Below are 24,811 nucleotides of genomic sequence, written 5' to 3'. Positions count from 1 at the left end.
CTTTCCGGGTTACCAGACGTAGGCGAGGACTTCGCCGCCCACGCCCTTCGTGGCGGCCTGCTTGTCGGTGAGCAGACCGGAGGACGTGGACAGGATCGCCACGCCCAGGCCGCCGAGAACCTTCGGCAGCTCGGTGGACTTGACGTACTTGCGCAGGCCGGGCTTCGACACGCGGCGCACGCCGGCGAGGCTGCGCTCACGGTTCGGGCCGAACTTGAGCTGGATGGTGAGGTTCTTGCCCACCGTCGCGTCCTCGACGCTCCAGCCGGAGATGTAGCCCTCGGCCTGGAGGATCTCGGCAATGTGCGACTTCAGCTTCGAGTACGGCATGGTCACCGTCTCGTGGTAAGCCGAGTTCGCGTTCCGCAGACGCGTCAGCATGTCTGCGATCGGGTCGGTCATCGTCATCGGGCTCTAGCCCTTCCTCGACGTGGTATCCGGGCGGGGCGCGTCGAGCGACGCGCTCCGCCAGGACCTACGACGTAGTTGTTACCAGCTGCTCTTGGTGACGCCCGGAAGCTCACCACGGTGGGCCATCTCGCGCACGCAGATGCGGCACAGGCCGAACTTGCGGTACACCGAGTGCGGGCGACCGCACTTCTGGCACCGGGTGTAGGCGCGGACCGCGAACTTCGGCTTGGCGGCCGCCTTGTTGATCAGGGCCTTCTTCGCCATGTCAGTTCTCCTTGAAGGGGAAGCCGAGACGGCGCAGCAGGGAGCGGCCCTCGTCATCGGTCGTCGCCGTGGTCACGATCGTGATGTCCATACCGCGGACACGGTCGATCTTGTCCTGGTCGATCTCGTGGAACATCGACTGCTCCGTGAGGCCGAACGTGTAGTTGCCGTTCCCGTCGAACTGCTTGGGCGACAGGCCGCGGAAGTCGCGGATGCGCGGCAGGGCGATCGACAGCAGGCGGTCCAGGAACTCCCACATGCGGTCGCCGCGCAGCGTGACGTGCGCGCCGATCGGCATGCCCTCGCGCAGCTTGAACTGCGCGATGGACTTGCGGGCCTTGGTCACCTGCGGCTTCTGGCCGGTGATCGCGGACAGGTCGCGGATGGCGCCCTCGATGAGCTTCGAGTCCTTGGCGGCGTCACCGACACCCATGTTCACGACGATCTTCGTGACGCGGGCGACCTGGTTGACGTTCTCGTGCCCGAACTCCTCGCGCAGACCGGCGACGATCTCCTCGCGGTAGCGCTGCTTCAGGCGGGGCACCTCGGGGGCGACGATCTCGGTGCTCATCAGATGTCCTTCCCGGAGCGCTTGGCGACACGCACGCGCACGGTGCGCTTGCGGCCGTCACGCTCGACCTCTTCGGTGCGGTACCCGACGCGGGTGCCCTTCTTGGTCTCCGGGTCGACGACCATCACGTTGCTGATGTGGATCGGGGCCTCGACGGTCTCGATCCCACCGGTCCGCGTGCCGCGCTGCGACTGGCCGACCTTGGTGTGCTTGGTGACGCGCTGGACGCCCTCGACGATGACGCGGTCACGGTCGGTGAGCACCTCGAGGACGCGCCCCTGCTTGCCCTTGTCCTTGCCCGCGATGACGACGACGAGGTCGCCCTTCTTGATCTTGGCCATGGTCAGAGCACCTCCGGAGCCAGCGAGATGATCTTCATGAACCGCTTGTCGCGCAGCTCGCGCCCGACCGGGCCGAAGATGCGCGTCCCGCGCGGCTCGCCGTCGTTCTTGAGGATCACGGCGGCGTTCTCGTCGAACTTGATGTAGGAACCGTCCGGACGACGGCGCTCCTTGGCGGTGCGGACGACGACGGCCTTGACCACGTCGCCCTTCTTCACGTTGCCGCCCGGGATCGCGTCCTTGACGGTTGCGACGATGACGTCGCCGATTCCGGCGTAGCGACGGCCCGAGCCACCGAGAACACGGATGCAGAGAATCTCCTTGGCACCCGTGTTGTCGGCGACACGAAGTCGCGACTCCTGCTGGATCATGTAATGAACTCCTGTCGTCGAGCCGGTTCTCGCCGTGGGCGAGCCTTGCCGAACGGATAGCTGTCAGTGCCGGGTCCCTCGCGGGTGAACCGGCCAGGACCGGGCGGTGGACCCGCCCGACCTGTCCTCACTGGTTGCCGCACCGCGGTGCGGCACGAGAGCGGTCGTGACGAGCGAGCCGGGGCCCGCCCGTCACGACCGGTGGATCACTTGGCCTTCTCGAGGATCTCCGCGAGGCGCCACCGCTTGGTCGCGGACAGCGGGCGGGTCTCCATGATGAGCACCAGGTCGCCCACGCCGGCAGAGTTCTGCTCGTCGTGCGCCTTGACCTTGCTCGTGCGGCGGATGACCTTGCCGTAGAGCGGGTGCTTGACCCGGTCCTCGACCTCGACCACCACGGTCTTGTCCATCTTGTCGCTCACGACGTAGCCGCGGCGCGTCTTGCGGTGCGCGCGCTCCTCGGCCGCCTCGGGCGCGTTCGTTGCGTTCTCGCTCATTCCAGCCTCACTCACTCGGCGCTCGGCGCGGTTCGGATGCCGAGCTCGCGCTCACGCAGGATCGTGTAGATCCGCGCGATGTCGCGGCGGACGGCCTTGAGGCGCCCGTGGCTCTCCAGCTGGCCGGTGGCCGACTGGAAGCGGAGGTTGAAGAGCTCCTCCTTGACCTTCTTGAGCTCGGCGACGAGCGTCTCGTCGTCCATGGCGTCGAGGTCGACGGGGGCGAGCCCCTTCGTTCCGATTGCCATCAGTTGCCACCACCCTCGCGCACCACGAAACGGCACTTCATCGGGAGCTTGTGGATCGCGCGGCGCATGGCCTCGCGAGCCAGGTCCTCCGGGACACCCGCCAGCTCGAAGACGATCCGGCCGGGCTTGACATTGGCGACCCACCACTCGGGCGAACCCTTACCGGAACCCATGCGGGTCTCGGCAGGCTTCTTGGTCAGGGGACGGTCCGGGTAGATGTTGATCCAGACCTTGCCGCCACGCTTGATGTGGCGGGTCATCGCGATACGAGCAGCCTCGATCTGGCGGTTCGTCACGTACGCCGGCTCGAGAGCCTGGATGCCGTACTCGCCGAACGAGATCTGGGTGCCACCCTTCGCCGCACCGGAGCGCGACGGGTGGTGCTGCTTGCGGTGCTTGAGCCTGCGCGGGATCAGCATGACTCAGGCCTCCGTTCCGGTCTCAGGGGCCTTCGCCTCTGCGGCGGGAGCAGCCTGCTCGGGCGCCGCCGGCGACTCGGACGCGGGGGTCCGCTCGGCCGAACGCTCGGGACGACGGCCGCCACCACGACGGTCGCCGCCGCGCTCACCGCGCGGGCCGCCACGGCCCTGGCGCGGAGCGGCCGTGGCCTGCTGCGCGGCGAACTCCTTCTCGGTGACGTCGCCCTTGTAGATCCACACCTTCACGCCGATGCGGCCGAACGTGGTGCGGGCCTCGAAGAAGCCGTAGTCGATGTACGCGCGCAGCGTGTGCAGCGGCACACGACCCTCGCGGTAGAACTCCGACCGGCTCATCTCCGCGCCACCGAGGCGGCCGGAGACCTGCACGCGGATGCCCTTCGCGCCGGCGCGCTGCGCGGACTGGATGCCCTTGCGCATGGCACGACGGAACGAGACGCGGCTCGCGAGCTGCTCGGCGATGCCCTGCGCGACGAGCTGCGCGTCCGTCTCGGCGTTCTTCACCTCGAGGATGTTGAGCTGCACCTGCTTGCCGGTGAGCTTCTCGAGCTCGCCGCGGATGCGGTCGGCCTCGGCGCCGCGGCGGCCGATGACGATGCCCGGGCGCGCCGTGTGGATGTCCACGCGGACGCGGTCACGGGTGCGCTCGATCTCGACCTTGGAGATGCCGGCGCGCTCGAGACCCGTGCTCATGAGCTTGCGGATCTGGACGTCCTCGCGGACGTAGTCGCGGTACCGCTGGCCGGGCTTGGTGCTGTCGGCGAACCAGCGCGACCGGTGGTCGGTGGTGATGCCGAGGCGGTACCCGTGCGGGTGAACCTTCTGTCCCACTATCGGGCACTTCCCTTCGTGTTCTCACGCGGAGCGACGACCACGGTGATGTGGCTGGTGCGCTTGAGGATGCGGTTCGCACGGCCCTGGGCCCGGGGGCGGAAACGCTTGAGGGTCGGGCCCTCGTCGACGAACGCCTCACGCACGACGAGCTCCTGCTCCTCGAACGCTTCGCTCGCGCGGTCCGCCTTCACCCGGGCGTTGGCGATGGCGCTCTCCACGACCTTGCGGACGGGCTCGCTCGCCGCCTGCGGTGCGAACTTCAGCACCGCGACGGCCTCGGAGGCCTGCTTGCCACGGATGAGGTCCACGACGCGCCGGGCCTTCTGGGGCGTGACACGGACGAACCGCGCCTGCGCCTTGGCTTCCATTGCTGTCCTGCCTTCTTGTCTCTTGACCGTCCAGGTCGTCACCAGACTGACCCGGGGGTCAGCGGCGACGACCCTTCTTGTCGTCCTTCACGTGGCCGCGGAAGGTCCGCGTGGGAGCGAACTCGCCGAGCTTGTGGCCGACCATCGACTCGGTGACGAACACCGGCGTGTGCTTGCGACCGTCGTGCACGGCGAACGTGTGACCGAGGAAGTCGGGCGTGATGACCGACCGACGGGACCAGGTCTTGATGACGTTCTTGGTCCCCTTCTCGTTCTGAGCGTCCACCTTCTTCTGCAGGTGGTCGTCGACGAAGGGGCCCTTCTTCAGGCTACGAGGCATGTCTCCAGGCTCCTATCAGCGCTTCTTGCCGGTACGGCGACGACGCACGATCAGCTTGTCGCTCGGCTTGTTGGGACGGCGGGTACGACCCTCCGGCTGGCCCCAGGGGCTCACCGGGTGGCGACCACCGGAGGTCTTGCCCTCACCACCACCGTGCGGGTGGTCGATCGGGTTCATGGCGACACCGCGGACGGTCGGGCGCTTGCCCTTCCAGCGCATGCGGCCGGCCTTGCCCCAGTTGATGTTCGACTGCTCGGCGTTGCCGACCTCGCCGACCGTCGCGCGGCAGCGCAGGTCGACGTTGCGGATCTCGCCGGAGGGCATGCGCAGCTGCGCGTACGGCCCGTCCTTGGCGACGAGCTGCACGGACGCACCGGCCGAGCGGGCGATCTTCGCGCCGCCACCGGGCTTGAGCTCGATGGCGTGGATGACCGTACCGGTCGGGATGTTGCGCAGCGGCAGGTTGTTGCCGGGCTTGATGTCCGCGCCCGCGCCCGCCTCGACGACGTCGCCCTGCTTGAGCTTGGCCGGCGCGACGATGTAGCGCTTCTCGCCGTCCGCGTAGTGCAGGAGCGCGATGCGCGCGGTGCGGTTGGGGTCGTACTCGATGTGCGCGACCTTCGCCGGCACGCCGTCCTTGTCGTGACGACGGAAGTCGATCACGCGGTACGCACGCTTGTGGCCACCACCCTTGTGACGGGTGGTGATACGACCGGAGCTGTTGCGGCCGCCGCTCTTGGAGAGCGGGCGGACCAGAGACTTCTCCGGCTGCGAGCGCGTGATCTCGGCGAAGTCGGCGACGCTCGAGCCGCGGCGGCCGGGCGTCGTCGGCTTGTACTTACGGATTCCCATGGGGATCTGTCCTCAATCTGCTCTCGTCGGCTCAGCCGAAGATGTCGATCGTGCCCTCGCGGAGGGTGACGATCGCACGCTTGGTGTCCTTGCGCTTGCCCAGGCCGAAACGCGTGCGACGCGTCTTGCCCTTGCGGTTGATCGTGTTCACCGAGGCGACCTTGACCGAGAAGATCTGCTCGACGGCGATCTTGATCTCGGTCTTGTTGGCCCGCGGGTCGACGACGAACGTGTACTTGCCCTCGTCGAGCAGGCCGTAGCTCTTCTCGGAGACGACCGGCGCGAGGATCACGTCACGGGGGTCCTTGGTCACGGTGGTCACTTCGCGGCCTCCTCGGCAGCAGTCTCGTCCGCCTCGGTGGAGGTGGCGACGGCCTTCGCGGAGCGACCCGTGGCCGGGCCCGTCAGGAACGCGTCGAGCGCGCCCTGCGTGAAGACGACGTCGTCGGAGACGAGCACGTCGTAGGTGTTGAGCTGGTCGGCCACCAGGAGGTGAACCTGCTCGACGTTCCGCAGCGACTTGATCGTCAGCTCGTCGCCACGCTCGGTGACGACGAGGACGTGCTTGCGCCCGGAGAGCTTGGCGAGCGTCGTGACGGCGGTCTTGGTCGACGGCACGCCGTCGACGCCGAAGCCGGTCACCACGTGGACGCGGCCGTTGCGGGCGCGGTCCGAGAGGGCACCGCGGAGCGCGGCGGCCTTCATCTTCTTGGGCGTCCGCTGGTCGTACGAGCGCGGCGTCGGGCCGTGGACGACGCCACCGCCGGCGAACTGCGGCGCACGGGTCGAACCCTGGCGGGCGCGGCCGGTGCCCTTCTGCTTGTACGGCTTGCGACCACCACCGCGGACCTCGCCGCGGGACTTGGTGTCGTGGGTGCCCTGGCGTGCGGCAGCACGCTGGGCGACGACGACCTGGTGGATCAGCGGGACGTTGAGCTCGACGTCGAACACCTCGGCGGGGAGCTCGGCGGTGCCGGCCTTCTTGCCCTTGGGGTCCAGCACGTCAACGGTCAGAGCGGACATGGGGTTCACGCTCCCTTCGCGGCGCTGCGCACGAGGACGACGCCGCCCTTGGGGCCGGGAACCGCGCCCTTGACGAGCAGCAGACCCTTCTCGGCGTCGACCGCGTGGACGGTCAGGTTCTGGGTGGTCTGACGGACGTTGCCCATCCGACCGGCCATGCGCAGGCCCTTGAAGACTCGCGACGGGGTCGAGGCCCCACCGATCGAGCCGGGCTTGCGGTGGTTGCGGTGCGAGCCGTGGGAGGCACCCACGCCGGAGAAGCCGTGACGCTTCATGACACCGGCGGTGCCCTTGCCCTTGGTCGTGCCCACGACGTCGACCACGGCGCCGGCCTCGAAGGCCTCCGCGGTGATCTCCTGGCCGAGCGAGTACTCGGTGGCGTCGGCGGTGCGGACCTCGGCGACGTGGCGGCGCGGCGTGACGCCGGCCTTCTCGAAGTGGCCCTTGAGCGGCTTCGTGACCTTGCGCGGGTCGATCTGGCCGTAGGCGAGCTGCACGGCGGCGTAGCCGTCGGCGTCCGACGTGCGCACCTGCGTCACGACGTTCGTGCCGACCGCGACGACGGTGACGGGCACGAGGCGCCCGGCCTCGTCCCAGAGCTGCGTCATCCCGAGCTTCGTGCCGAGCACCGCGGTGACCGGGCGCGCGTTCTGCTGGGGGGTAGTCATGATGTCCTCCAGCCTCAGAGCTTGATCTCGATGTTCACGTCAGCCGGCAGGTCGAGACGCATGAGCGAGTCGACCGCCTTCGGCGTGGGATCGATGATGTCGATCAGCCGCTTGTGCGTGCGCATCTCGAAGTGCTCGCGGCTGTCCTTGTACTTGTGAGGCGACCGGATGACGCAGAAGACGTTCTTCTCCGTCGGCAGCGGCACCGGACCCACGACCGTTGCACCAGCGCGCGTCACCGTGTCGACGATCTTGCGCGCCGAGCTGTCGATGACCTCGTGGTCGTAGGACTTGAGCCGGATGCGGATCTTCTGTCCCGCCATGGCGTCGTCTGACTCTCTCTCTCGAACCGCTAGCTGTCCGACCCCCGCGCTCGGGCGTGTCGCGTAGTCGCGACGCACCTGGGCGCACACGCCAAGAGGCGCAGGGCCGTTGGATATGTGGACTCCCGCCGGGCTCCGTGCTGACGCACGGCTCCGCGAACCGGACCACAACGTTTGTGCGAGCCTGTCGGAACGTGTGTTCCGCGGGGTACTCGATCCATGGCGACACAGAGAGCTCAACCCGCAGACCCGGGAGAAGTCCCGGGGTCCTGGCCCTCGGCGAGAGGACCGGTTCAACACACTGTTCGACACGTGAAAGAGCGCACCCGTAACAGGCAACCTGAACAGTCTGCCACACGAAGCCGCCGTCGTCCAAGTCGGGACGACGCGACGCCGGTGTGACGGTGACCGCAGGCCGAAGGCCCGGCCCCGCGGACGGGACCGGGCCTTCGACGAGGTGCTGCAGAGGCAGCGTCAGATCACTTGAGGATCTTGGTGACGCGGCCCGAGCCGACGGTGCGGCCACCCTCACGGATGGCGAAGCCGAGGCCCTCCTCCATGGCGATCGGCTGGATCAGCTCGACCGTCATCTCGGTGTTGTCGCCGGGCATGACCATCTCGGTGCCCTCGGGCAGCGTGATGACGCCGGTGACGTCCGTCGTGCGGAAGTAGAACTGCGGACGGTAGTTCGAGTAGAACGGGTTGTGACGGCCGCCCTCGTCCTTGCCCAGGATGTAGACCTGCGCCTCGAACTGCGTGTGCGGGGTGATCGAGCCCGGCTTCACGACGACCTGGCCGCGCTCGACGTCCTCGCGCTTGATGCCGCGCAGGAGCAGACCGGTGTTGTCGCCGGCCTGAGCCTGGTCCATCTGCTTGTGGAACGTCTCGATGCCCGTGACCGTGGTCTTCTGGGGCGAGCGGATGCCGACGATCTCGACGTCCGAGTTGAGGTCGAGCGTGCCACGCTCCACCTTGCCGGTGACGACGGTGCCACGACCGGTGATCGTGAAGACGTCCTCGACGGGCATGAGGAACGGCTTGTCGAGCTCGCGGACGGGCTCGGGCACGTTCTCGTCCACGGCCTCCATGAGCTCGAGGATCTTCGCGGTCCACTCGGGGTCGCCCTCGAGCGCCTTGAGACCGGAGACGCGCACGACCGGCGCGTTGTCACCGTCGAACTCCTGCGAGGAGAGGAGCTCGCGCACCTCCATCTCGACGAGCTCGAGGATCTCCTCGTCGTCGACCATGTCGGACTTGTTGAGCGCCACGAGCAGGTACGGCACGCCGACCTGGCGGGCGAGCAGGACGTGCTCGCGCGTCTGGGCCATCGGGCCGTCGGTCGCGGCGACCACCAGGATCGCGCCGTCCATCTGGGCGGCACCGGTGATCATGTTCTTGATGTAGTCGGCGTGACCCGGGGCGTCGACGTGCGCGTAGTGGCGCTTCGGCGTCTCGTACTCGATGTGCGCGATGTTGATCGTGATACCGCGCTGCTTCTCCTCGGGAGCCGCGTCGATCTCGTCGAAGTTGCGCTGCGTGTTCGCCGGCAGGTCCGGGTACGTGTCCGCGAGCGTCTTCGAGATCGCTGCCGTCAGCGTCGTCTTACCGTGGTCGACGTGACCGATGGTGCCGACGTTGACGTGCGGCTTGGTCCGCTCGAACTTGGCCTTAGCCACTGGGGTCCTCCTGGGACTTGGGTAGATGTGCCGAACGTTGCGAATGTCGACCGAGAGATCCTACATCCGCGGGGCGTTGCGGTTTCCTACAGGTTGATGGTTGTGCGGGTCTTCGACCTGTGGGGACTCACTCGCCCCGGGTCTTCTTGATGATCTCTTCGGCAACGTTCCGAGGAACCTCGGCGTAGTTGTCGAACTGCATCGAGTACACCGCACGACCCTGGGTCTTGGACCGGAGGTCACCGATGTACCCGAACATCTCTGACAACGGTACGTGGGCCCGGACGACCTTCACACCCGTCGCGTCCTCCATGGACTGGATCATTCCACGACGTGAGTTCAGGTCGCCGATGACGTCGCCCATGTACTCCTCGGGCGTACGCACCTCGACCGCCATCACCGGCTCCAGCAGAACCGGGTCCGCCCGCTTGACGCCCTCCTTGAGGACCATCGAGCCGGCGATCTTGAACGCCATCTCCGAGGAGTCGACCTCGTGGTAGGCGCCGTCGAGCAGGATCGCCTTCACCCCGACCAGCGGGAAGCCGGCGAGCACGCCGAGCTCCATCGCGGACTGGATGCCGGCGTCGACGCTGGGGATGTACTCGCGCGGGATGCGACCACCGGTGACCGCGTTGGAGAACTCGTAGAGCTCGCCCTCGGACGTGTCGAGCGGCTCGAAGGTCACCTGGACCTTCGCGAACTGCCCGGACCCACCGGTCTGCTTCTTGTGCGTGTACTCGATCTTCTCGGCCTTGCGGCGGATCGTCTCGCGGTATGCGACCTGCGGCTTGCCGACGTTCGCCTCGACCTTGAACTCGCGACGCATGCGGTCGACGAGGATGTCGAGGTGGAGCTCGCCCATGCCGCCGATGACGGTCTGGCCGGTCTCGTCGTCCAGCTTGACGCGGAAGGTCGGGTCCTCCTCGGCGAGCTTCTGGATCGCCGTGGAGAGCTTCTCCTGGTCGGCCTTCGTCTTCGGCTCGATCGCCACGTCGATGACGGGCTCGGGGAAGCTCATCGACTCGAGGATGACCGGGTTCGCCATGTCGCTCAGCGTGTCACCGGTCGTGGTGTCCTTGAGGCCGATGACCGCGTAGATGTGACCGGCGCTCGCCTCGTCGACCGGGTTCTCCTTGTTGGAGTGCATCTGGAAGATCTTGCCGACGCGCTCCTTCTTGCCCTTGGTCGAGTTGGCGACCTGCTGGCCGGGCTCGACACGACCGGAGTACACGCGCACGTAGGTGAGCTTGCCGAAGAACGGGTGCGCCGCGACCTTGAAGGCGAGCGCGGAGAACGGCTCCGAGGCGTCGGGGTGACGCTGGATGACCTTCTCCTCGTCCTTCGGGTCGTGACCGTCGATGGCCGGCACGTCGAGGGGCGACGGCAGGTAGTCGATGACCGCGTCGAGCATGGGCTGGACGCCCTTGTTCTTGAACGCGGAGCCGCACAGGACCGGGAACGCCTCGCCCGCGATGACGAGCTTGCGGATGCCGGCCTTGAGCTCGGCGATCGTCAGCTCCTCGCCACCGAGGTACTTCTCGAGCAGCTCCTCGTCGGCCTCGGCGACGGCCTCGACGAGCTCGCTGCGGTACTGCTGGGCCTTCTCGACCAGGTCCGCGGGGATCTCCTCGGTGTCGTACGCCTCGCCGAGCTGGGTCTCCCCGTGCCAGACGAGCGCCTTCATCTCGAGCAGGTCCACGACACCGGTGAAGTCGCTCTCGGCCCCGATCGGGAGCTGGATGACCAGCGGCTTCGCCTTGAGGCGGTTGATGATCGTGTCGACGGTGAAGTAGAAGTCCGCGCCGAGCTTGTCCATCTTGTTGACGAAGCAGATGCGGGGGACGTTGTACTTGTCCGCCTGGCGCCACACCGTCTCCGACTGCGGCTCGACACCTTCCTTGCCGTCGAAGACGGCGACGGCGCCGTCGAGCACGCGCAGGGAGCGCTCGACCTCGACCGTGAAGTCGACGTGGCCGGGCGTGTCGATGATGTTGATCTGGTTCTTGTTCCAGTAGCACGAGACGGCGGCGGACGTGATCGTGATGCCGCGCTCCTTCTCCTGCTCCATCCAGTCGGTCGTGGACGCGCCGTCGTGCGTCTCGCCGAGCTTGTAGTTCACACCCGTGTAGAACAGGATGCGCTCGGTGGTCGTGGTCTTCCCGGCATCGATGTGGGCCATGATGCCGATGTTGCGGACCTTGCTCAGGTCGGTCAGCACGTCAAGTGCCACGGTCTGCTTCCCTCGTTAGATGGGTTGAGTCGGGGGCGCTGCTCGGACCGGGGTGACCGGCCTCGACCCGCCGACGGCCCCGGGGACCGTTCCGGTCCCCGGGGCCCGTCGTGCGGACTACCAGCGGTAGTGGGCGAAGGCCTTGTTGGACTCCGCCATCTTGTGCATGTCCTCACGGCGCTTGACCGCGGCGCCGAGGCCGTTGCTCGCGTCGAGGATCTCGTTCATGAGGCGCTCCGTCATGGTCTTCTCGCGACGGGCGCGCGAGTAGTCCGTGAGCCAGCGCAGCGCGAGGGTCGTCGCACGCGCCGGGCGCACCTCGACCGGGACCTGGTAGGTCGCACCACCGACGCGGCGCGAGCGGACCTCGAGCGCCGGGCGGACGTTCTCGAGCGCGCGCTTGAGCACGACGACCGGGTCGCCGTCCGTCTTCGCCCGGACGCCCTCGAGGGCGCCGTAGACGATCGACTCGGCGGTGGACTTCTTGCCGTCGAGCAGCACCTTGTTGATGAGCTGCGTGACGACGGGAGACCCGTAGACCGGGTCGACGATGAGCGGCCGCTTCGGGGCCGGGCCCTTGCGAGGCATCAGCTCTTCTCCTTCTTGGCGCCGTAGCGGCTGCGGGCCTGCTTGCGGTTCTTCACGCCCTGCGTGTCGAGCGCGCCGCGCACGATCTTGTAGCGCACACCCGGGAGGTCCTTCACACGACCGCCGCGCACGAGCACGATGGAGTGCTCCTGGAGGTTGTGGCCGACGCCGGGGATGTAGGCCGTGACCTCGACCTGGGAGGAGAGCTTCACGCGAGCGACCTTGCGCAGCGCGGAGTTCGGCTTCTTCGGGGTGGTGGTGTACACGCGCGTGCACACACCGCGCCGCTGCGGGGAGCCCTTGAGGGCGGGAGTCTTGGACTTCCCCACCTTCGAGGTCCGCCCCTTGCGGACGAGCTGCTGGATCGTAGGCACTACGTCTCCGTGTCTTCTCGAGCTACCGGGGCTATCCCCGATGGTGGTCGTGCGGGCTGCTGGAGCCGATCGCACGAGGCACCCGCAGCGCGAGAGACGCTGCAGCAGCCACCTACCACCGGCTCGATGGTCCGGCTCCGGGCCGTGGGCGCGAGCGCGCCACCAGGACCGGGATCCGGAGTGCCCGGGCACTCACATCGGCCCGTCCGGAGACCGCCACGCGGCGGTGTGCGACGATCGCTCGCCCGCACCGTCCCGCCAGGGACATCACGGAGGGCCCGACGGCGCGGGCACGGTTTACCAGGTTACCTGCCACCCGGCAAGGAGTCAAAGGAGCAGGTCGCGAGCGCGGCCGCTCCCCCGGGCTCGTCGTCGTCCCGCAGGAGGGACGACGACGGGTGCCCGCCGGCCACCGCGCACGAGGCGCGGCAGCCGACGGGCACCCGTCGTGGGACGTCAGCGGTAGTCGCCGAAGTCCAGGTCCTCGAGCGGGATCGCCTCGCCGGATCCCATGCCGAGCGCCGGGAAGTCGATCTCGTCGTAGCCGAAGCTCGGGTAGAGCTCCGTCTTGGCCTGCTCGGTCGGCTCGACCTGAACCTTGGTGTACCGGGGAAGACCGGTACCGGCCGGGATGAGCTTACCGATGATGACGTTCTCCTTGAGGCCGAGGAGCGGGTCGCGACGACCGCTCATCGACGCCTCGGTGAGCACGCGAGTCGTCTCCTGGAACGACGCGGCCGAGAGCCACGAGTCCGTCGCGAGCGACGCCTTCGTGATGCCCATCAGCTCCGGACGGCCGGAGGCCGGCTGGCCACCCTCCGCCACCGCGCGACGGTTCGCGTCCTCGAAGCGGCCGCGCTCGGCGAGCTCGCCCGGCAGGAGGTGCGAGTCGCCCGAGTCGAGCACGGTCACGCGACGCAGCATCTGCCGCACGATGACCTCGATGTGCTTGTCGTGGATGTCCACGCCCTGCGAGCGGTAGACCTCCTGGACCTCGTCCACCAGGTGCTTCTGCGTGGCGCGCGGGCCGAGGATGCGCAGGACCTTCTTCGGGTCCACCGCACCCTGGACGAGCTGCGTGCCGACGTTCACGTGGTCGCCGTCCTGCACGAGCAGGCGGGCACGCTTCGTCACCGGGTAGGCGATCTCCTCCGAGCCGTCGTCCGGCGTGAGCACCAGACGGCGCGAGCGCTCCGAGTCGTCGATCGCGATCCGGCCCGAGAACTCCGCGATGGGCGCCTCACCCTTGGGGGTACGGGCCTCGAAGAGCTCCGTGACACGCGGCAGACCCTGCGTGATGTCGTCCGCGGAGGCGACACCACCGGTGTGGAAGGTACGCATCGTCAGCTGCGTGCCCGGCTCACCGATCGACTGGGCGGCGATGATGCCGACCGCCTCGCCGATGTCGACGAGCTTGCCCGTGGCGAGCGAGCGCCCGTAGCACTTGGCGCACGTGCCGACGCGCGACTCGCACGTGAGGACCGAGCGGACCTTGGCCTCGCGGACACCCGCGGTGACCGCGGCGTCGATGAGGACGTCGCCCGCGTCGTCGCCGGCCTTGCCGACGACGTTCCCGTCGGGGTCGACCAGGTCGGCCGCGAGGGTGCGCGAGTAGACGCTCGTCTCCACCTTGGGGTGGCGCACGAGCTTGCCCGCGAGCTCCTCGGCGATCGGCAGGGTCAGGCCGCGCTCGGTGCCGCAGTCCTCCTCGCGGACGATGACGTCCTGCGACACGTCCACGAGACGACGCGTGAGGTAGCCCGAGTCGGCGGTCCGCAGCGCGGTGTCCGCCAGACCCTTGCGAGCACCGTGCGTCGCGATGAAGTACTCGAGGACGGACAGGCCCTCGCGGTAGTTGGACTTGATCGGGCGCGGGATGATCTCGCCCTTCGGGTTCGCCACGAGACCGCGCATACCGGCGATCTGACGGACCTGCATCCAGTTACCACGCGCACCCGAACCGACCATGCGGTACACGGTGTTGCGGTCGTTCGCCTCGAGGTTCTCGCGCATGACCGACGCGACCTTGTCCGTCGCCTGGGTCCAGATCTCGATGAGCTCCTGACGGCGCTCGTCGTCCGTGATGAGACCACGGTCGTACTGCTGCTGGACCTTGAGCGCGCGCTCCTCGTGCTGCTCGAGGATGACGGCCTTCTCCTTGGGCGTCGCCACGTCGGAGATCGCGATCGTGACGCCCGAGCGGGTCGCCCAGCGGAAGCCGGCGGCCTTCAGCGCGTCGAGCGACGCCGCGACCTCGACCTTCGGGTAGCGCTCCGCGAGCTCGTTGACGATCGCCGAGAGGCGCTTCTTGTCGACGACCGAGTTCACGTACGGGTAGTCGACGGGGAGCGTCTCGTTGAACAGCGCGCGACCGAGCGTGGTGTCGAAGAGGATCGGCTGACCCTCCTCCCAGCCCTCGGGAGCCTCGAAGCCGGAGACCGGCGGGACGAGGTCCGTCGTGCGGATCTTCACCCGGGCGTTGAGGTCCAGGGTGCCCTGGTCGAACGCCATGATCGCCTCGGCCACCGAGCCGAACGCACGACCCTCGCCCTCGGCGCCCTCGCGGTCGCTCGTCAGGTGGTACAGACCGATGATCATGTCCTGCGAGGGCATGGTCACCGGACGGCCGTCCGACGGCTTGAGGATGTTGTTGCTCGAGAGCATGAGGATGCGGGCCTCGGCCTGCGCCTCGGCGCTCAGGGGCAGGTGGACGGCCATCTGGTCACCGTCGAAGTCCGCGTTGAACGCGGCGCAGACGAGCGGGTGCAGGTGGATCGCCTTGCCCTCGACGAGCTGCGGCTCGAACGCCTGGATGCCCAGGCGGTGCAGCGTCGGTGCACGGTTGAGCAGCACGGGGTGCTCCGTGATGACCTCTTCGAGCACGTCCCACACGACCGGGCGGGCACGCTCGACCATGCGCTTCGCGCTCTTGATGTTCTGCGCGTGGTTGAGGTCCACGAGGCGCTTCATGACGAACGGCTTGAACAGCTCGAGCGCCATCTGCTTCGGCAGGCCGCACTGGTGCAGCTTGAGCTGCGGGCCGACGACGATGACCGAACGGCCCGAGTAGTCGACGCGCTTGCCGAGCAGGTTCTGACGGAAACGACCCTGCTTGCCCTTGAGCATGTCCGAGATGGACTTGAGCGGGCGGTTGCCCGGGCCGGTGACCGGACGACCACGGCGGCCGTTGTCGAACAGCGAGTCCACGGCCTCCTGGAGCATCCGCTTCTCGTTGTTGACGATGATCTCCGGCGCACCCAGGTCGAGGAGACGCTTGAGGCGGTTGTTCCGGTTGATCACGCGGCGGTACAGGTCGTTGAGGTCGCTCGTCGCGAAGCGGCCACCGTCGAGCTGCACCATCGGGCGCAGGTCCGGCGGGATGACCGGGACGGCGTCGAGCACCATGCCCGTGGGCGAGTTCGTCGTGGTGAGGAACGCGTTGACGACCTTGAGGCGCTTGAGGGCACGCGTCTTGCGCTGGCCCTTGCCCGAGCGGATGGTCTCGCGCAGGGACTCGGCCTCCGCCTCCAGGTCGAAGTCCTGGAGACGCTTCTGGATCGCCGCGGCGCCCATCGAGCCCTCGAAGTAGGTGCCGTAGCGGTCCTGGAGGGCGCGGTACAGCATCTCGTCGCCCTCGAGGTCGGCGACCTTGAGGTTCTTGAAGCGGTCCCACACCTGCTCGAGACGGTCGAGCTGGGCGTCGGCGCGCTTGCGGATCTGCGCCATCTCGCGCTCGGCCGAGTCGCGGACCTTGCGGCGCGCGTCGGCCTTGGCACCCTCGGCCTCGAGCTCGGCCAGGTCGGCCTCGAGCTTCTGGGCGCGGGAGTTGATGTCGTTGTCGCGGGCGTCCGCGATCTCCTTCTTCTCCAGGTCGATCTCGTTCTGGAGGTTCGGGAGGTCCTCCTGGCGGCCCTCCTCGTCTACCGAGGTGATCATGTACGCCGCGAAGTAGATGACCTTCTCGAGGTCCTTCGGGGCGAGGTCGAGCAGGTAGCCGAGGCGCGAGGGCACGCCCTTGAAGAACCAGATGTGCGTGACCGGCGCGGCGAGCTCGATGTGGCCCATGCGCTCACGACGCACCTTCGAGCGCGTCACCTCGACGCCGCAGCGCTCGCAGATGATGCCCTTGAAGCGCACGCGCTTGTACTTGCCGCAGTAGCACTCCCAGTCCCGGGTGGGGCCGAAGATCTTCTCGCAGAAGAGTCCGTCCTTCTCGGGCTTGAGGGTGCGGTAGTTGATGGTCTCGGGCTTCTTCACCTCACCGTGCGACCACGCACGGATGTCGTCGGCCGTGGCCAGGCCGATACGCAGCTCGTCGAAGACGTTGACGTCGAGCAAGTTGTCCTACTTCCTTCGCCTGCCGGGACCGGCCGTGGCCGGCCCCGACGCCAAAAAGACGGTTGGTGTGGGGGTCGTCGGTGGGAGCGGGGTGACCCGCTCCCACCTGCCCGAGATCAGATCTCGTCGACGCTGGACGCCGCGTTGGGGCGGCGCGACAGGTCGATGCCGAGCTCTTCGGCTGCGCGGTACACGTCGTCGTCCGACTCCCGCATCTCGATGGACACGCCGTCGCTCGAGAGCACCTCGACGTTCAGGCACAGCGACTGCATCTCCTTGAGGAGGACCTTGAAGGACTCCGGGATGCCCGAGTCGGGGATGTTCTCGCCCTTGACGATCGCCTCGTAGACCTTGACGCGACCGGGCACGTCGTCCGACTTGATCGTGAGGAGCTCCTGGAGCGTGTAGGCCGCGCCGTACGCCTCGAGGGCCCACACCTCCATCTCGCCGAAGCGCTGACCGCCGAACTGCGCCTTACCACCGAGCGGCTGCTGGGTGATCATCGAGTACGGGCCGGTCGAGCGCGCGTGGATCTTGTCGTCGACCAGGTGGTGGAGCTTGAGGATGTACATGTAGCCCACCGACACGGCCTCGGGGAACGGCTCGCCGGAGCGGCCGTCGAAGAGACGCGCCTTGCCGTCGGCGCCGACCATGCGGTCGCCGTCGCGGTTCGGGATGGTCGTCGAGAGCAGGCCCGTGAGCGCGTCCTCGTGGACGCCGTCGAACACCGGGGTGGCGACGGGACGGCCCGGCTCGGACGTCGCGGCGATCTCGGGGACGTTCTCCCGCCAGGAGAGGTCCTTGCCGTCGGCGAGCGAGATGTCCCAGCCCTGCTTCGCGACCCACCCGAGGTGGGTCTCGAGGACCTGGCCCACGTTCATACGACCGGGGACGCCCAGCGGGTTGAGGACGACGTCGACCGGCGTCCCGTCCTCGAGGAACGGCATGTCCTCGACGGGCAGGATCTTGGAGATGACGCCCTTGTTGCCGTGACGGCCGGCGAGCTTGTCGCCGTCCGTGATCTTGCGGCGCTGCGCGATGTAGACGCGCACGAGCTGGTTCACGCCCGCGGGCAGCTCGTCGCCGTCCTCGCGGTTGAACTCGCGCACGCCGATGACCGTGCCGGACTCGCCGTGGGGCACCTTGAGGGACGTGTCGCGCACCTCGCGCGCCTTCTCGCCGAAGATCGCGCGCAGCAGGCGCTCCTCCGGGGTCAGCTCGGTCTCGCCCTTCGGCGTGACCTTGCCGACCAGGACGTCGCCCGCGCCGACCTCGGCACCGATGCGGATGATGCCGCGCTCGTCGAGGTCCGCCAGGACGTCCTCGGAGACGTTCGGGATGTCCCGCGTGATCTCCTCGGGGCCGAGCTTGGTGTCGCGCGCGTCGACCTCGTGCTCCTCGATGTGGATCGAGGAGAGCACGTCGTCCTGCACGAGACGCTGGCTGAGGATGATCGCGTCCTCGTAGTTGTGGCCCTCCCACGACATGAACGCCACGAGGAGGTTGCGGCCGAGCGCGAGCTCGCCCTCGTCGGTCGCCGGGCCGTCCGCGAGGACGGAGCCGGGCTCGACGCGCTGGCCCTCGTCGACGAGCACGCGCTGGTTGTAGCTCGTGCCCTGGTTCGAGCGGCGGAACTTCGCGATCCGGTAGCTGCCGGTCGTGCCGTCGTCGTTCGCGACGAGCACGAGGTCGGCCGAGACCTCGGTGACGACACCGGGCTTCGTCGCGACGACGACGTCGCCCGCGTCGACGGCCGCGCGCCACTCCATGCCGGTCCCGACGAGCGGGGCCTCGGAGCGGACCAGCGGCACGGCCTGGCGCTGCATGTTCGCACCCATGAGGGCGCGGTTCGCGTCGTCGTGCTCGAGGAACGGGATGAGCGCCGTGGCGACCGAGACCATCTGGCGCGGCGAGACGTCCATGTAGTCGACCTGCGCGCCGGGGACGATCTCGACCTCGCCGCCCTTGGTGCGCACGAGCACGCGCTCGTCCGCGAAGGAGCCGTCGGCGTTGAGCGTCTGGTTCGCCTGCGCGATGACGTGGCGGTCCTCGTCGTCGGCCGTGAGGTAGACGACCTCGTCGGTCACCTTGCCCGCGGTCACCTTGCGGTACGGCGTCTCGATGAAGCCGAACGGGTTGATGCGCCCGTACGACGCGAGCGAGCCGATCAGACCGATGTTCGGACCCTCAGGAGTCTCGATCGGGCACATGCGGCCGTAGTGCGACGGGTGGACGTCACGGACCTCCATGCCGGCGCGGTCGCGCGAGAGACCACCCGGGCCGAGGGCCGAGAGACGACGCTTGTGCGTCAGGCCCGCGAGCGGGTTGTTCTGGTCCATGAACTGCGAGAGCTGCGACGTGCCGAAGAACTCGCGGATGGACGCCACGACCGGGCGGATGTTGATGAGCGTCTGCGGCGTGATCGCCTCAACGTCCTGCGTCGTCATGCGCTCGCGCACGACGCGCTCCATCCGGGACAGGCCCGTGCGGACCTGGTTCTGGATGAGCTCGCCGACGGCGCGGATGCGGCGGTTGCCGAAGTGGTCGATGTCGTCCGTCTCGACGCGCACCTCGACGGCCTCGCCGTTGCGCGTGCCCGGGATGCTCGCGTGGTCCGCGTGCAGCGCCGCGAGGTACTTGATCGTCGCGACGACGTCCGAGACCGACAGCGTGGAGTCGCTGAGCGGCGCGTCGATGCCGAGCTTCTTGTTCGCCTTGTAGCGACCGACCTTCGCGAGGTCGTAGCGCTTCGGGTTGAAGTAGAAGTTCTCGAGGAGCGCGCGGCCGGCCTCGACCGTCGGCGGCTCGCCCGGGCGGATCTTGCGGTAGAGGTCGACGAGCGCCTCGTCCTGCGTGTGGACGTGGTCCTTCTCGAGCGTGTCGAGCACGGACGGGAAGTCCGCGAACTGCTCGCGGATCTCGGACTCCGTGAGGCCGAGCGCCTTGAGCAGCACGGTCACGGACTGCTTGCGCTTGCGGTCGACGCGCACGCCGACGGCGTCGCGCTTGTCGATCTCGAACTCGAGCCAGGCACCGCGCGACGGGATGATCTTCGCGGAGAAGATGTCCTTGTCGCTCGTCTTGTCGGCGGCGCGCTCGAAGTAGACGCCGGGCGAGCGGACGAGCTGCGAGACGACGACGCGCTCGGTGCCGTTGATGATGAACGTGCCGCGCTCGGTCATGAGCGGGAAGTCGCCCATGAAGACCGTCTGGCTCTTGATCTCACCGGTGTTGTAGTTGACGAACTCCGCGGTGACGAACAGCGGCGCGGCGTACGTGAAGTCCTTCTCCTTGCACTCGTCGGCCGTGTACTTCGGCGGCTCGAAGCGGTGGTTGGAGAACGACAGCGACATCGAGGACCCGAAGTCCTCGATCGGGGAGATCTCCTCGAAGATCTCCTCGAGACCCGACGTCGAGGGCACGTCCTGGCGCCCGGCCTCGGCCGCGGCGGCGACGCGCGCCTGCCACGCCTCGTTGCCGAGCAGCCAGTCGAAGCTCTCGGTCTGGAGGCCCAGCAGGTCGGGGACCTCGAGCGGCTCGAAGATCTTGGCGAAGGAGAGGCGACGCGATGCGGTGCGGTTCGCGATGGCGTCGGCGGACGGAGCAGAAGGGGTGCGCGAGGCAGCCAAGAGGGGTCCTTCCCTGCAGATCGAAAGAACGCTGCACCGGCCGGGCTGGACACGATCACCGCCGCCACGACACCTCGCGGACGCGCACGTACGTCGTCGAGGGGGTCGGGGGTATATGAGATCGGGGGCACAGGACAGCGCAAAGCGTGAGCATACCCCAAGAAGGCGTCGCCACACAACCTCGGGGCGCACTCCCCCGCCCGGCCCCGGGCGCTGCGCGCCTCGCCGGTACTCGCACGAGCCTCGTCGCCCGTCCTCCGGCCCGCCGTGCGGGCCCTGAACCTGCTGCTGTCGACCTCGCTGTCCTGCGTCGTCGACCCGCACATGGTGGCACACTCGTGGCCGTTCCGTGAAGCCGGTGCGCCGACGCCGTCGGATCCCGGTCGCCCCAGGACGCCGCGCGACGCCGCGCGACGCCGCGGGCTCGCCCTCCGGGCGCTCCTGGCCGCCCGGCGCCGCCCCCGGGAAACGACGAGGCCCGCACCCCGGGCGGGGTGCGGGCCTCGTGCGGCGTGCGACCGGTCCCGTCAGGACGGGACCGGTGGGATCACTTGAGGGTGACCGTGGCGCCGGCGCCCTCGAGGGCAGCCTTGGCCTTCTCGGCCGTCTCCTTGTTCGCGCCCTCCAGGACCGGCTTCGGGGCACCGTCCACGAGGTCCTTGGCCTCCTTCAGGCCGAGGGACGTGAGCGCGCGCACCTCCTTGATGACCTGGATCTTCTTGTCGCCGGCAGCCTCGAGGATGACGTCGAACTCGTCCTTCTCCTCCTCGGCCGGGGCGTCGCCACCGGCGCCACCCGCGGGGGCGGCGACCGCGACGGCGGCGGGGGCGGCGGCGGTGACCTCGAAGGTCTCCTCGAAGGCCTTCACGAACTCGTTGAGCTCGATGAGGGTGAGGCCCTTGAACTGCTCGATGAGCTCGTCGGTGCTGAGCTTCGCCATGATGGCGTTCCTTTCGGTCGGTGCTCGGCAGCGGCCCGGGGCGGGCCTGCCAGAAGCGGGGTGTTGTGCTTGCGCTGCGTCGATCGCGGGACCGGGCGAGCCCGGTCACGGGATCAGGCGGCAGCGCCCTCCGATTCCTGCTTCTGACGCAGGGCATCGATGACGCGGGCGGCCTGGGCGGTGTTCGCGGTGAAGACGTAGGCAGCCTGGAAGAGCTTGGCCTTCATCGCGCCGGCCGCCTTGGCCAGCAGGACCTCGCGGGACTCGAGGTCCGCGAGCTTCGTGACCTCCGCGGCGGTCAGGGGGCGCCCGTCGAGGACACCGCCCTTGATGACCAGCGCGGGGTTCGCCTTGGCGAAGTCACGCAGACCCTTGGCTGCCTCGACCGGGTCCCCGGTGACGAAGGCGATGGCCGAAGGACCCTGCAGGTCGGCGTCGAGTCCCTCGACACCGGCCTCCTTGGCCGCGATGGCGGTCAGCGTGTTCTTCACCACGGCGTAGGTTGCGTTGCCGCTGAGCGACCGACGCAGCTGCTTGAGCTGCGCGACGGTGAGCCCGCGGTACTCGGTCAGCACGGCAGCGTTCGAGTCGCGGAACTTCTCCGAGATCTCGGCGACTGCGGCTGCCTTGTCCGGCCTCGCCATGGCAATCCTTCCGGTGGTGGTACCACCGGCGTCCGTCCCGGAACGAGAAAGAGCCCCGCGCAGGCGCGGGGCTCGCAGTCGCACGCGCGGCGGGACCGGGCGGACGTCGTCGATTCGCTACCTACGCTGGCCTCCGCCTCGTGGGCGGGACTTCGGTCCGTCACGTCCTGCAGACGGAGTCTGCGGGCAGCGTCGGACGACCGGCGGTCTTGGGTACACGCTCATCGTACGGGACGACGGCGCGTGCTCCAAACCGCGGCCCGTGCCGTCAGAGCACCAGCGGGCCGAAGCAGACCAGCGGTACCGGCTCGGGCTCGTCGGCGACCGCCCGGGCGAGCGCCGTCCCCGGCATGGCGCCGTCGCGCAGCTCGGCGTGGAGCGACGGCATGACGCGCGCCGCGACGTCGTCGCGCAGCGGGGCCACGCTCGCGATCACCGCGCGGGCGCCGAGCCGCAGCAGGACGCTCGTCAGGCCGAGCGACTCGCCGCCGATGCGCGGCGTCGAGAGCCCCACCTCGCACGCCGACAGCACGACGACCACGCCGTGCAGGTCGGTCCCGTCGAGCTCGTGCGCGAACAGCGGGCCGTCGGCGAGCCGCAGCGACGAGAACAACGGGTTGTCGGTCTCGTGCGTGCCGTGCGCGGCCAGGTGCACGACCCCCGCGGTGCGCAGCCCGTCGACGACGGCCTCGCACGTCGCCTCCTCCCCCGCGAGCGCCTCGGCTCCCTCCCAGACGGACGCGACGAGCTTCGCCTCGGCGCCCGAGAAGCGCAGGCCCGGTCCGGCGACGACGAGCGCCTCGTCCGCCCGGCGCACCGGCTCGCCGACGCGCAGGTCCACCCACGAGTTCGCCCACGTGCGGAGCCCGCGCCGCGAGGGCAGCGAGGCCCACGGCAGCGCGAGCAGCAGGTCGCGCGCGGCGACGTGGAGGTCGCCGCCCGCCTCGAGCGGGACGACGAGCGCGTCGTCGAGCGCGGCCAGCGTCCGGGACAGCGAGCCGACCGCGGCCTCGCGCATGGGGACCGGGATGAGCACGTTCGACAGGACCGCGAAGTCCGCGCGCGCACGGCGCACCTGCTCGGCGACCGCCGCGCGCGACGCGAGGCGCACGAGCCGGGAGCCCCGGGCGCTGACGCGGACGGCGAGCACGTCGTCGCCGTCGAGCATGAGGTCGGCCACGACCGCGTCGGACCCGGCGTCGGCCAGCGTGGCGCGCAGCCGCCGCTCGGACGCGGGGACCGGGGCGGCGGCCCCTCCCCCGTGCTGCCAGGAGCGTCGTCGTGCGTCGTCCTGGAGGCGCCGCGCCGCCTGGAGGTGGTCCTGCCGGCGCGCGAGGCTGGCCGCGTCCGAGGGCGCCCCCAGCGCGCGGGCCGCCTCGACCTCGCGCCGGGCGGCGGCGAGGAGGTCCGCGAGGACCGGGTCCGCGGGCGGGCGCACGCGGCCCGTCCCGGCGAACGCCGCCCGGCCACGCTCGACGGCGTCGAAGATCGTCCCGGGGCGCCGGGTGCGCAGCGCCGCCTCGACGTCGACGTTGCCGAGCCGCACGCCGTGCACCGCGGACGCCGTCACCGCGTCCACGGACCCCAGCCGCGCGCGGTGGTCCGCGAGCGCCGCCTGGCCCCGCCGCACGGCGCGCACGCCGGCACGCCGGTCGCCCGCCACGAACGCGAGCTGCGCGAGGACCGCCTCGTGCTGGAGCCGGACGGGGAGCGGCGCGCGGCCGAGCCGCGGGGGCACGGCCCGCAGGACCTCCTGCGCCCCGCGCACGTCGCCCGCGGACACGAGCCACTCGACGGCGAGGAGCTGCGCGGGGACCTTGATCCCGAGGCCCGAGACGCTGCCCAGGGTCTCGCCGTCGCGCGCGAGGTCGAGCGCCCAGGTCGCGTGCCGGCGGGCGCGCGCCGGGCCCACGGGTGTCGCGCGGTGCTCCGTGAGCGCCGCCTGGAGCTCCGCGACGCGGGCGCGCAGCACCCACGGCCTGTTGCCGAGGCGGTCGAACCGGCGCGACGCCGAGCGGGCGAGGCGCCGCGCCTCGGCGTACCGCCGCAGGCCGAGCACGACGCGCGACCGGACCAGCTCGACCTCCGCGAGGTCGCGCAGCATGCGGTAGCGGGAGAGGTGCTCGCGCGCCTCGCTCAGCGCCTCGTCCGCCTCCGTGAGCAGGCCGGCGTCGAGCAGCACCTGCGCGCGGTCGATGAGCCCGACGGCGGCGTGCCGGTCCGGCGCCTGCGCCGCGGCCTCGTCCATGGCGCGCAGGGCGACCGGCAGGTCGCCGCGCAGGTACTCCGCGTACCCGAGGTTGTGCCGGGCCTTGGACACCAGGAGCTGGTCCCCGAGCGCGGTGGCCCGGTGGACGGCGTCGTCGAGGTCGCGGCTCGCCCCCTCGGCGTCTCCGAGCTCGAGGCGCAGGGAGCCGAGGTTGAGCAGCAGGACGGCCGCGTCGAGGGGGCGCGCGTCGTCGATGACCTCGGCCGCCGTCTCCATCTCGTCCAGCGCGGCGGCGACGTCGCCGGTCCGCAGCCGCAGGAGCCCGCGCTGCGACCGTACGACGAGAGCCAGGTCGCGCCTGGCCAGCGCGGCGCCGCGCGCCTCGACCTCGGCGAGCCGTTCGTAGGCGCCGTCGACGTCGCCCGTCAGCTCGAACTCGGCGAGCGCGAGCCCCAGCAGGGCGCGCGCGGCCAGGTAGGCGTCGTCCCGGCTCGCGCCCTCGCCCACGGCGTCGACGTCCTGGACGATCTGCGCGAACGCGCGGCTCGCGCGCCGGTGCTGGCCGCGCGCGTTCACGGCCTGCGCAGCGGCCAGCCGGGCCTCGAGCACCTCCCGGCCGCTGCGCACCACCGCTC

At 69.5% G+C, this 24,811-nt stretch carries 25 protein-coding genes; all 25 read right to left on the bottom strand.

Going from position 1 to position 24,811, the window contains the following annotated elements:
* Positions 1 to 9 precede the first annotated feature (9 nt).
* The 25 genes from rpsH to HKK73_RS05005 all read right to left on the bottom strand — a co-directional run bounded on the left by rpsH (position 10) and on the right by HKK73_RS05005 (position 24,806).
* Positions 10 to 408: a 30S ribosomal protein S8 gene (gene rpsH, locus HKK73_RS05125; RefSeq protein WP_021480435.1), complete on the bottom strand. Its 399-nt coding sequence runs from the start codon at positions 406 to 408 to the stop codon at positions 10 to 12.
* 81 nt (positions 409 to 489) lie between these two features.
* Positions 490 to 675, bottom strand: coding sequence for a type Z 30S ribosomal protein S14 (locus HKK73_RS05120; protein WP_021480434.1), 186 nt, complete (start codon positions 673 to 675; stop codon positions 490 to 492).
* Position 676: 1 nt separating this feature from the next.
* The gene (gene rplE / locus HKK73_RS05115) at positions 677 to 1,246 is read right to left on the bottom strand and encodes a 50S ribosomal protein L5 (RefSeq protein WP_021480433.1); all 570 of its coding nucleotides are present in this window, start codon (positions 1,244 to 1,246) and stop codon (positions 677 to 679) included.
* Positions 1,246 to 1,587 (bottom strand): 50S ribosomal protein L24, encoded by a 342-nt coding sequence (rplX, locus tag HKK73_RS05110; RefSeq protein ID WP_021480432.1) that lies wholly within the window; start codon positions 1,585 to 1,587, stop codon positions 1,246 to 1,248. Before rplX ends, rplE begins: the two co-directional genes overlap by 1 nt.
* 2 nt (positions 1,588 to 1,589) lie before the next feature.
* The gene (rplN, locus tag HKK73_RS05105) at positions 1,590 to 1,958 is read right to left on the bottom strand and encodes a 50S ribosomal protein L14 (RefSeq protein WP_021480431.1); all 369 of its coding nucleotides are present in this window, start codon (positions 1,956 to 1,958) and stop codon (positions 1,590 to 1,592) included.
* 206 nt (positions 1,959 to 2,164) lie between these two features.
* Complete coding sequence (gene rpsQ / locus HKK73_RS05100) at positions 2,165 to 2,455, bottom strand: 30S ribosomal protein S17 (protein WP_021480430.1); 291 nt, start codon at positions 2,453 to 2,455, stop codon at positions 2,165 to 2,167.
* An 11-nt stretch (positions 2,456 to 2,466) separates the two neighbouring features.
* Positions 2,467 to 2,703, bottom strand: a complete 237-nt coding sequence (gene rpmC, locus HKK73_RS05095; RefSeq protein WP_021480429.1) for a 50S ribosomal protein L29 — start codon at positions 2,701 to 2,703, stop codon at positions 2,467 to 2,469.
* Complete coding sequence (gene rplP, locus HKK73_RS05090) at positions 2,703 to 3,122, bottom strand: 50S ribosomal protein L16 (RefSeq protein WP_021480428.1); 420 nt, start codon at positions 3,120 to 3,122, stop codon at positions 2,703 to 2,705. Before rplP ends, rpmC begins: the two co-directional genes overlap by 1 nt.
* A gap of 3 nt (positions 3,123 to 3,125) precedes the next feature.
* On the bottom strand, positions 3,126 to 3,971 hold the full coding sequence (gene rpsC / locus HKK73_RS05085; RefSeq protein WP_034654910.1) for a 30S ribosomal protein S3: 846 nt from the start codon (positions 3,969 to 3,971) through the stop codon (positions 3,126 to 3,128).
* A complete protein-coding gene (gene rplV / locus HKK73_RS05080; RefSeq protein WP_021479879.1) occupies positions 3,971 to 4,342 on the bottom strand; it encodes a 50S ribosomal protein L22 in 372 nt (123 codons plus the stop codon). The genes rpsC and rplV overlap by 1 nt, the downstream gene beginning before the upstream one ends.
* A 58-nt stretch (positions 4,343 to 4,400) precedes the next feature.
* Positions 4,401 to 4,682 (bottom strand): 30S ribosomal protein S19, encoded by a 282-nt coding sequence (gene rpsS, locus HKK73_RS05075; protein ID WP_021479878.1) that lies wholly within the window; start codon positions 4,680 to 4,682, stop codon positions 4,401 to 4,403.
* Between the two features lie 15 nt (positions 4,683 to 4,697).
* On the bottom strand, positions 4,698 to 5,534 hold the full coding sequence (rplB, locus tag HKK73_RS05070) for a 50S ribosomal protein L2 (RefSeq protein ID WP_021479877.1): 837 nt from the start codon (positions 5,532 to 5,534) through the stop codon (positions 4,698 to 4,700).
* Positions 5,535 to 5,565: 31 nt separating this feature from the next.
* The gene (gene rplW, locus HKK73_RS05065; protein ID WP_021479876.1) at positions 5,566 to 5,856 is read right to left on the bottom strand and encodes a 50S ribosomal protein L23; all 291 of its coding nucleotides are present in this window, start codon (positions 5,854 to 5,856) and stop codon (positions 5,566 to 5,568) included.
* A complete protein-coding gene (gene rplD, locus HKK73_RS05060; protein ID WP_034654917.1) occupies positions 5,853 to 6,557 on the bottom strand; it encodes a 50S ribosomal protein L4 in 705 nt (234 codons plus the stop codon). The genes rplW and rplD overlap by 4 nt, the downstream gene beginning before the upstream one ends.
* Before the next feature lie 5 nt (positions 6,558 to 6,562).
* Positions 6,563 to 7,225: a 50S ribosomal protein L3 gene (gene rplC / locus HKK73_RS05055; protein ID WP_034654911.1), complete on the bottom strand. Its 663-nt coding sequence runs from the start codon at positions 7,223 to 7,225 to the stop codon at positions 6,563 to 6,565.
* A 14-nt stretch (positions 7,226 to 7,239) separates the two neighbouring features.
* Positions 7,240 to 7,548 (bottom strand): 30S ribosomal protein S10, encoded by a 309-nt coding sequence (gene rpsJ, locus HKK73_RS05050; RefSeq protein WP_012867945.1) that lies wholly within the window; start codon positions 7,546 to 7,548, stop codon positions 7,240 to 7,242.
* A 479-nt stretch (positions 7,549 to 8,027) separates the two neighbouring features.
* Positions 8,028 to 9,224 (bottom strand): elongation factor Tu, encoded by a 1,197-nt coding sequence (gene tuf / locus HKK73_RS05045; RefSeq protein ID WP_021479872.1) that lies wholly within the window; start codon positions 9,222 to 9,224, stop codon positions 8,028 to 8,030.
* Between the two features lie 127 nt (positions 9,225 to 9,351).
* On the bottom strand, positions 9,352 to 11,454 hold the full coding sequence (gene fusA / locus HKK73_RS05040; protein ID WP_021479871.1) for an elongation factor G: 2,103 nt from the start codon (positions 11,452 to 11,454) through the stop codon (positions 9,352 to 9,354).
* A 117-nt stretch (positions 11,455 to 11,571) separates the two neighbouring features.
* On the bottom strand, positions 11,572 to 12,042 hold the full coding sequence (gene rpsG, locus HKK73_RS05035) for a 30S ribosomal protein S7 (protein ID WP_021479870.1): 471 nt from the start codon (positions 12,040 to 12,042) through the stop codon (positions 11,572 to 11,574).
* Entirely contained in the window at positions 12,042 to 12,416 is a 375-nt protein-coding gene (gene rpsL / locus HKK73_RS05030; RefSeq protein ID WP_021479869.1) for a 30S ribosomal protein S12, read from the bottom strand. The genes rpsG and rpsL overlap by 1 nt, the downstream gene beginning before the upstream one ends.
* A 456-nt stretch (positions 12,417 to 12,872) precedes the next feature.
* A complete protein-coding gene (locus HKK73_RS05025; RefSeq protein ID WP_021479868.1) occupies positions 12,873 to 16,754 on the bottom strand; it encodes a DNA-directed RNA polymerase subunit beta' in 3,882 nt (1,293 codons plus the stop codon).
* 116 nt (positions 16,755 to 16,870) lie between these two features.
* Positions 16,871 to 20,383 (bottom strand): DNA-directed RNA polymerase subunit beta, encoded by a 3,513-nt coding sequence (rpoB, locus tag HKK73_RS05020; RefSeq protein ID WP_021479867.1) that lies wholly within the window; start codon positions 20,381 to 20,383, stop codon positions 16,871 to 16,873.
* A 547-nt stretch (positions 20,384 to 20,930) separates the two neighbouring features.
* The gene (gene rplL / locus HKK73_RS05015; RefSeq protein WP_024840305.1) at positions 20,931 to 21,323 is read right to left on the bottom strand and encodes a 50S ribosomal protein L7/L12; all 393 of its coding nucleotides are present in this window, start codon (positions 21,321 to 21,323) and stop codon (positions 20,931 to 20,933) included.
* Between the two features lie 113 nt (positions 21,324 to 21,436).
* Complete coding sequence (gene rplJ / locus HKK73_RS05010) at positions 21,437 to 21,967, bottom strand: 50S ribosomal protein L10 (RefSeq protein ID WP_024840304.1); 531 nt, start codon at positions 21,965 to 21,967, stop codon at positions 21,437 to 21,439.
* Positions 21,968 to 22,235: 268 nt separating this feature from the next.
* Positions 22,236 to 24,806, bottom strand: a complete 2,571-nt coding sequence (locus tag HKK73_RS05005) for a CHAT domain-containing protein (RefSeq protein WP_085388397.1) — start codon at positions 24,804 to 24,806, stop codon at positions 22,236 to 22,238.
* Between the last annotated feature and the right edge of the window lie 5 nt (positions 24,807 to 24,811).

The sequence above is a fragment of the Cellulosimicrobium sp. 72-3 genome (assembly GCF_013127315.1).
Classification (GTDB): Bacteria; Actinomycetota; Actinomycetes; order Actinomycetales; family Cellulomonadaceae; genus Cellulosimicrobium; species Cellulosimicrobium funkei.
Note: the sequence above shows the minus strand (reverse complement) of the source record. Positions and strands in the feature narration are given on the sequence as shown.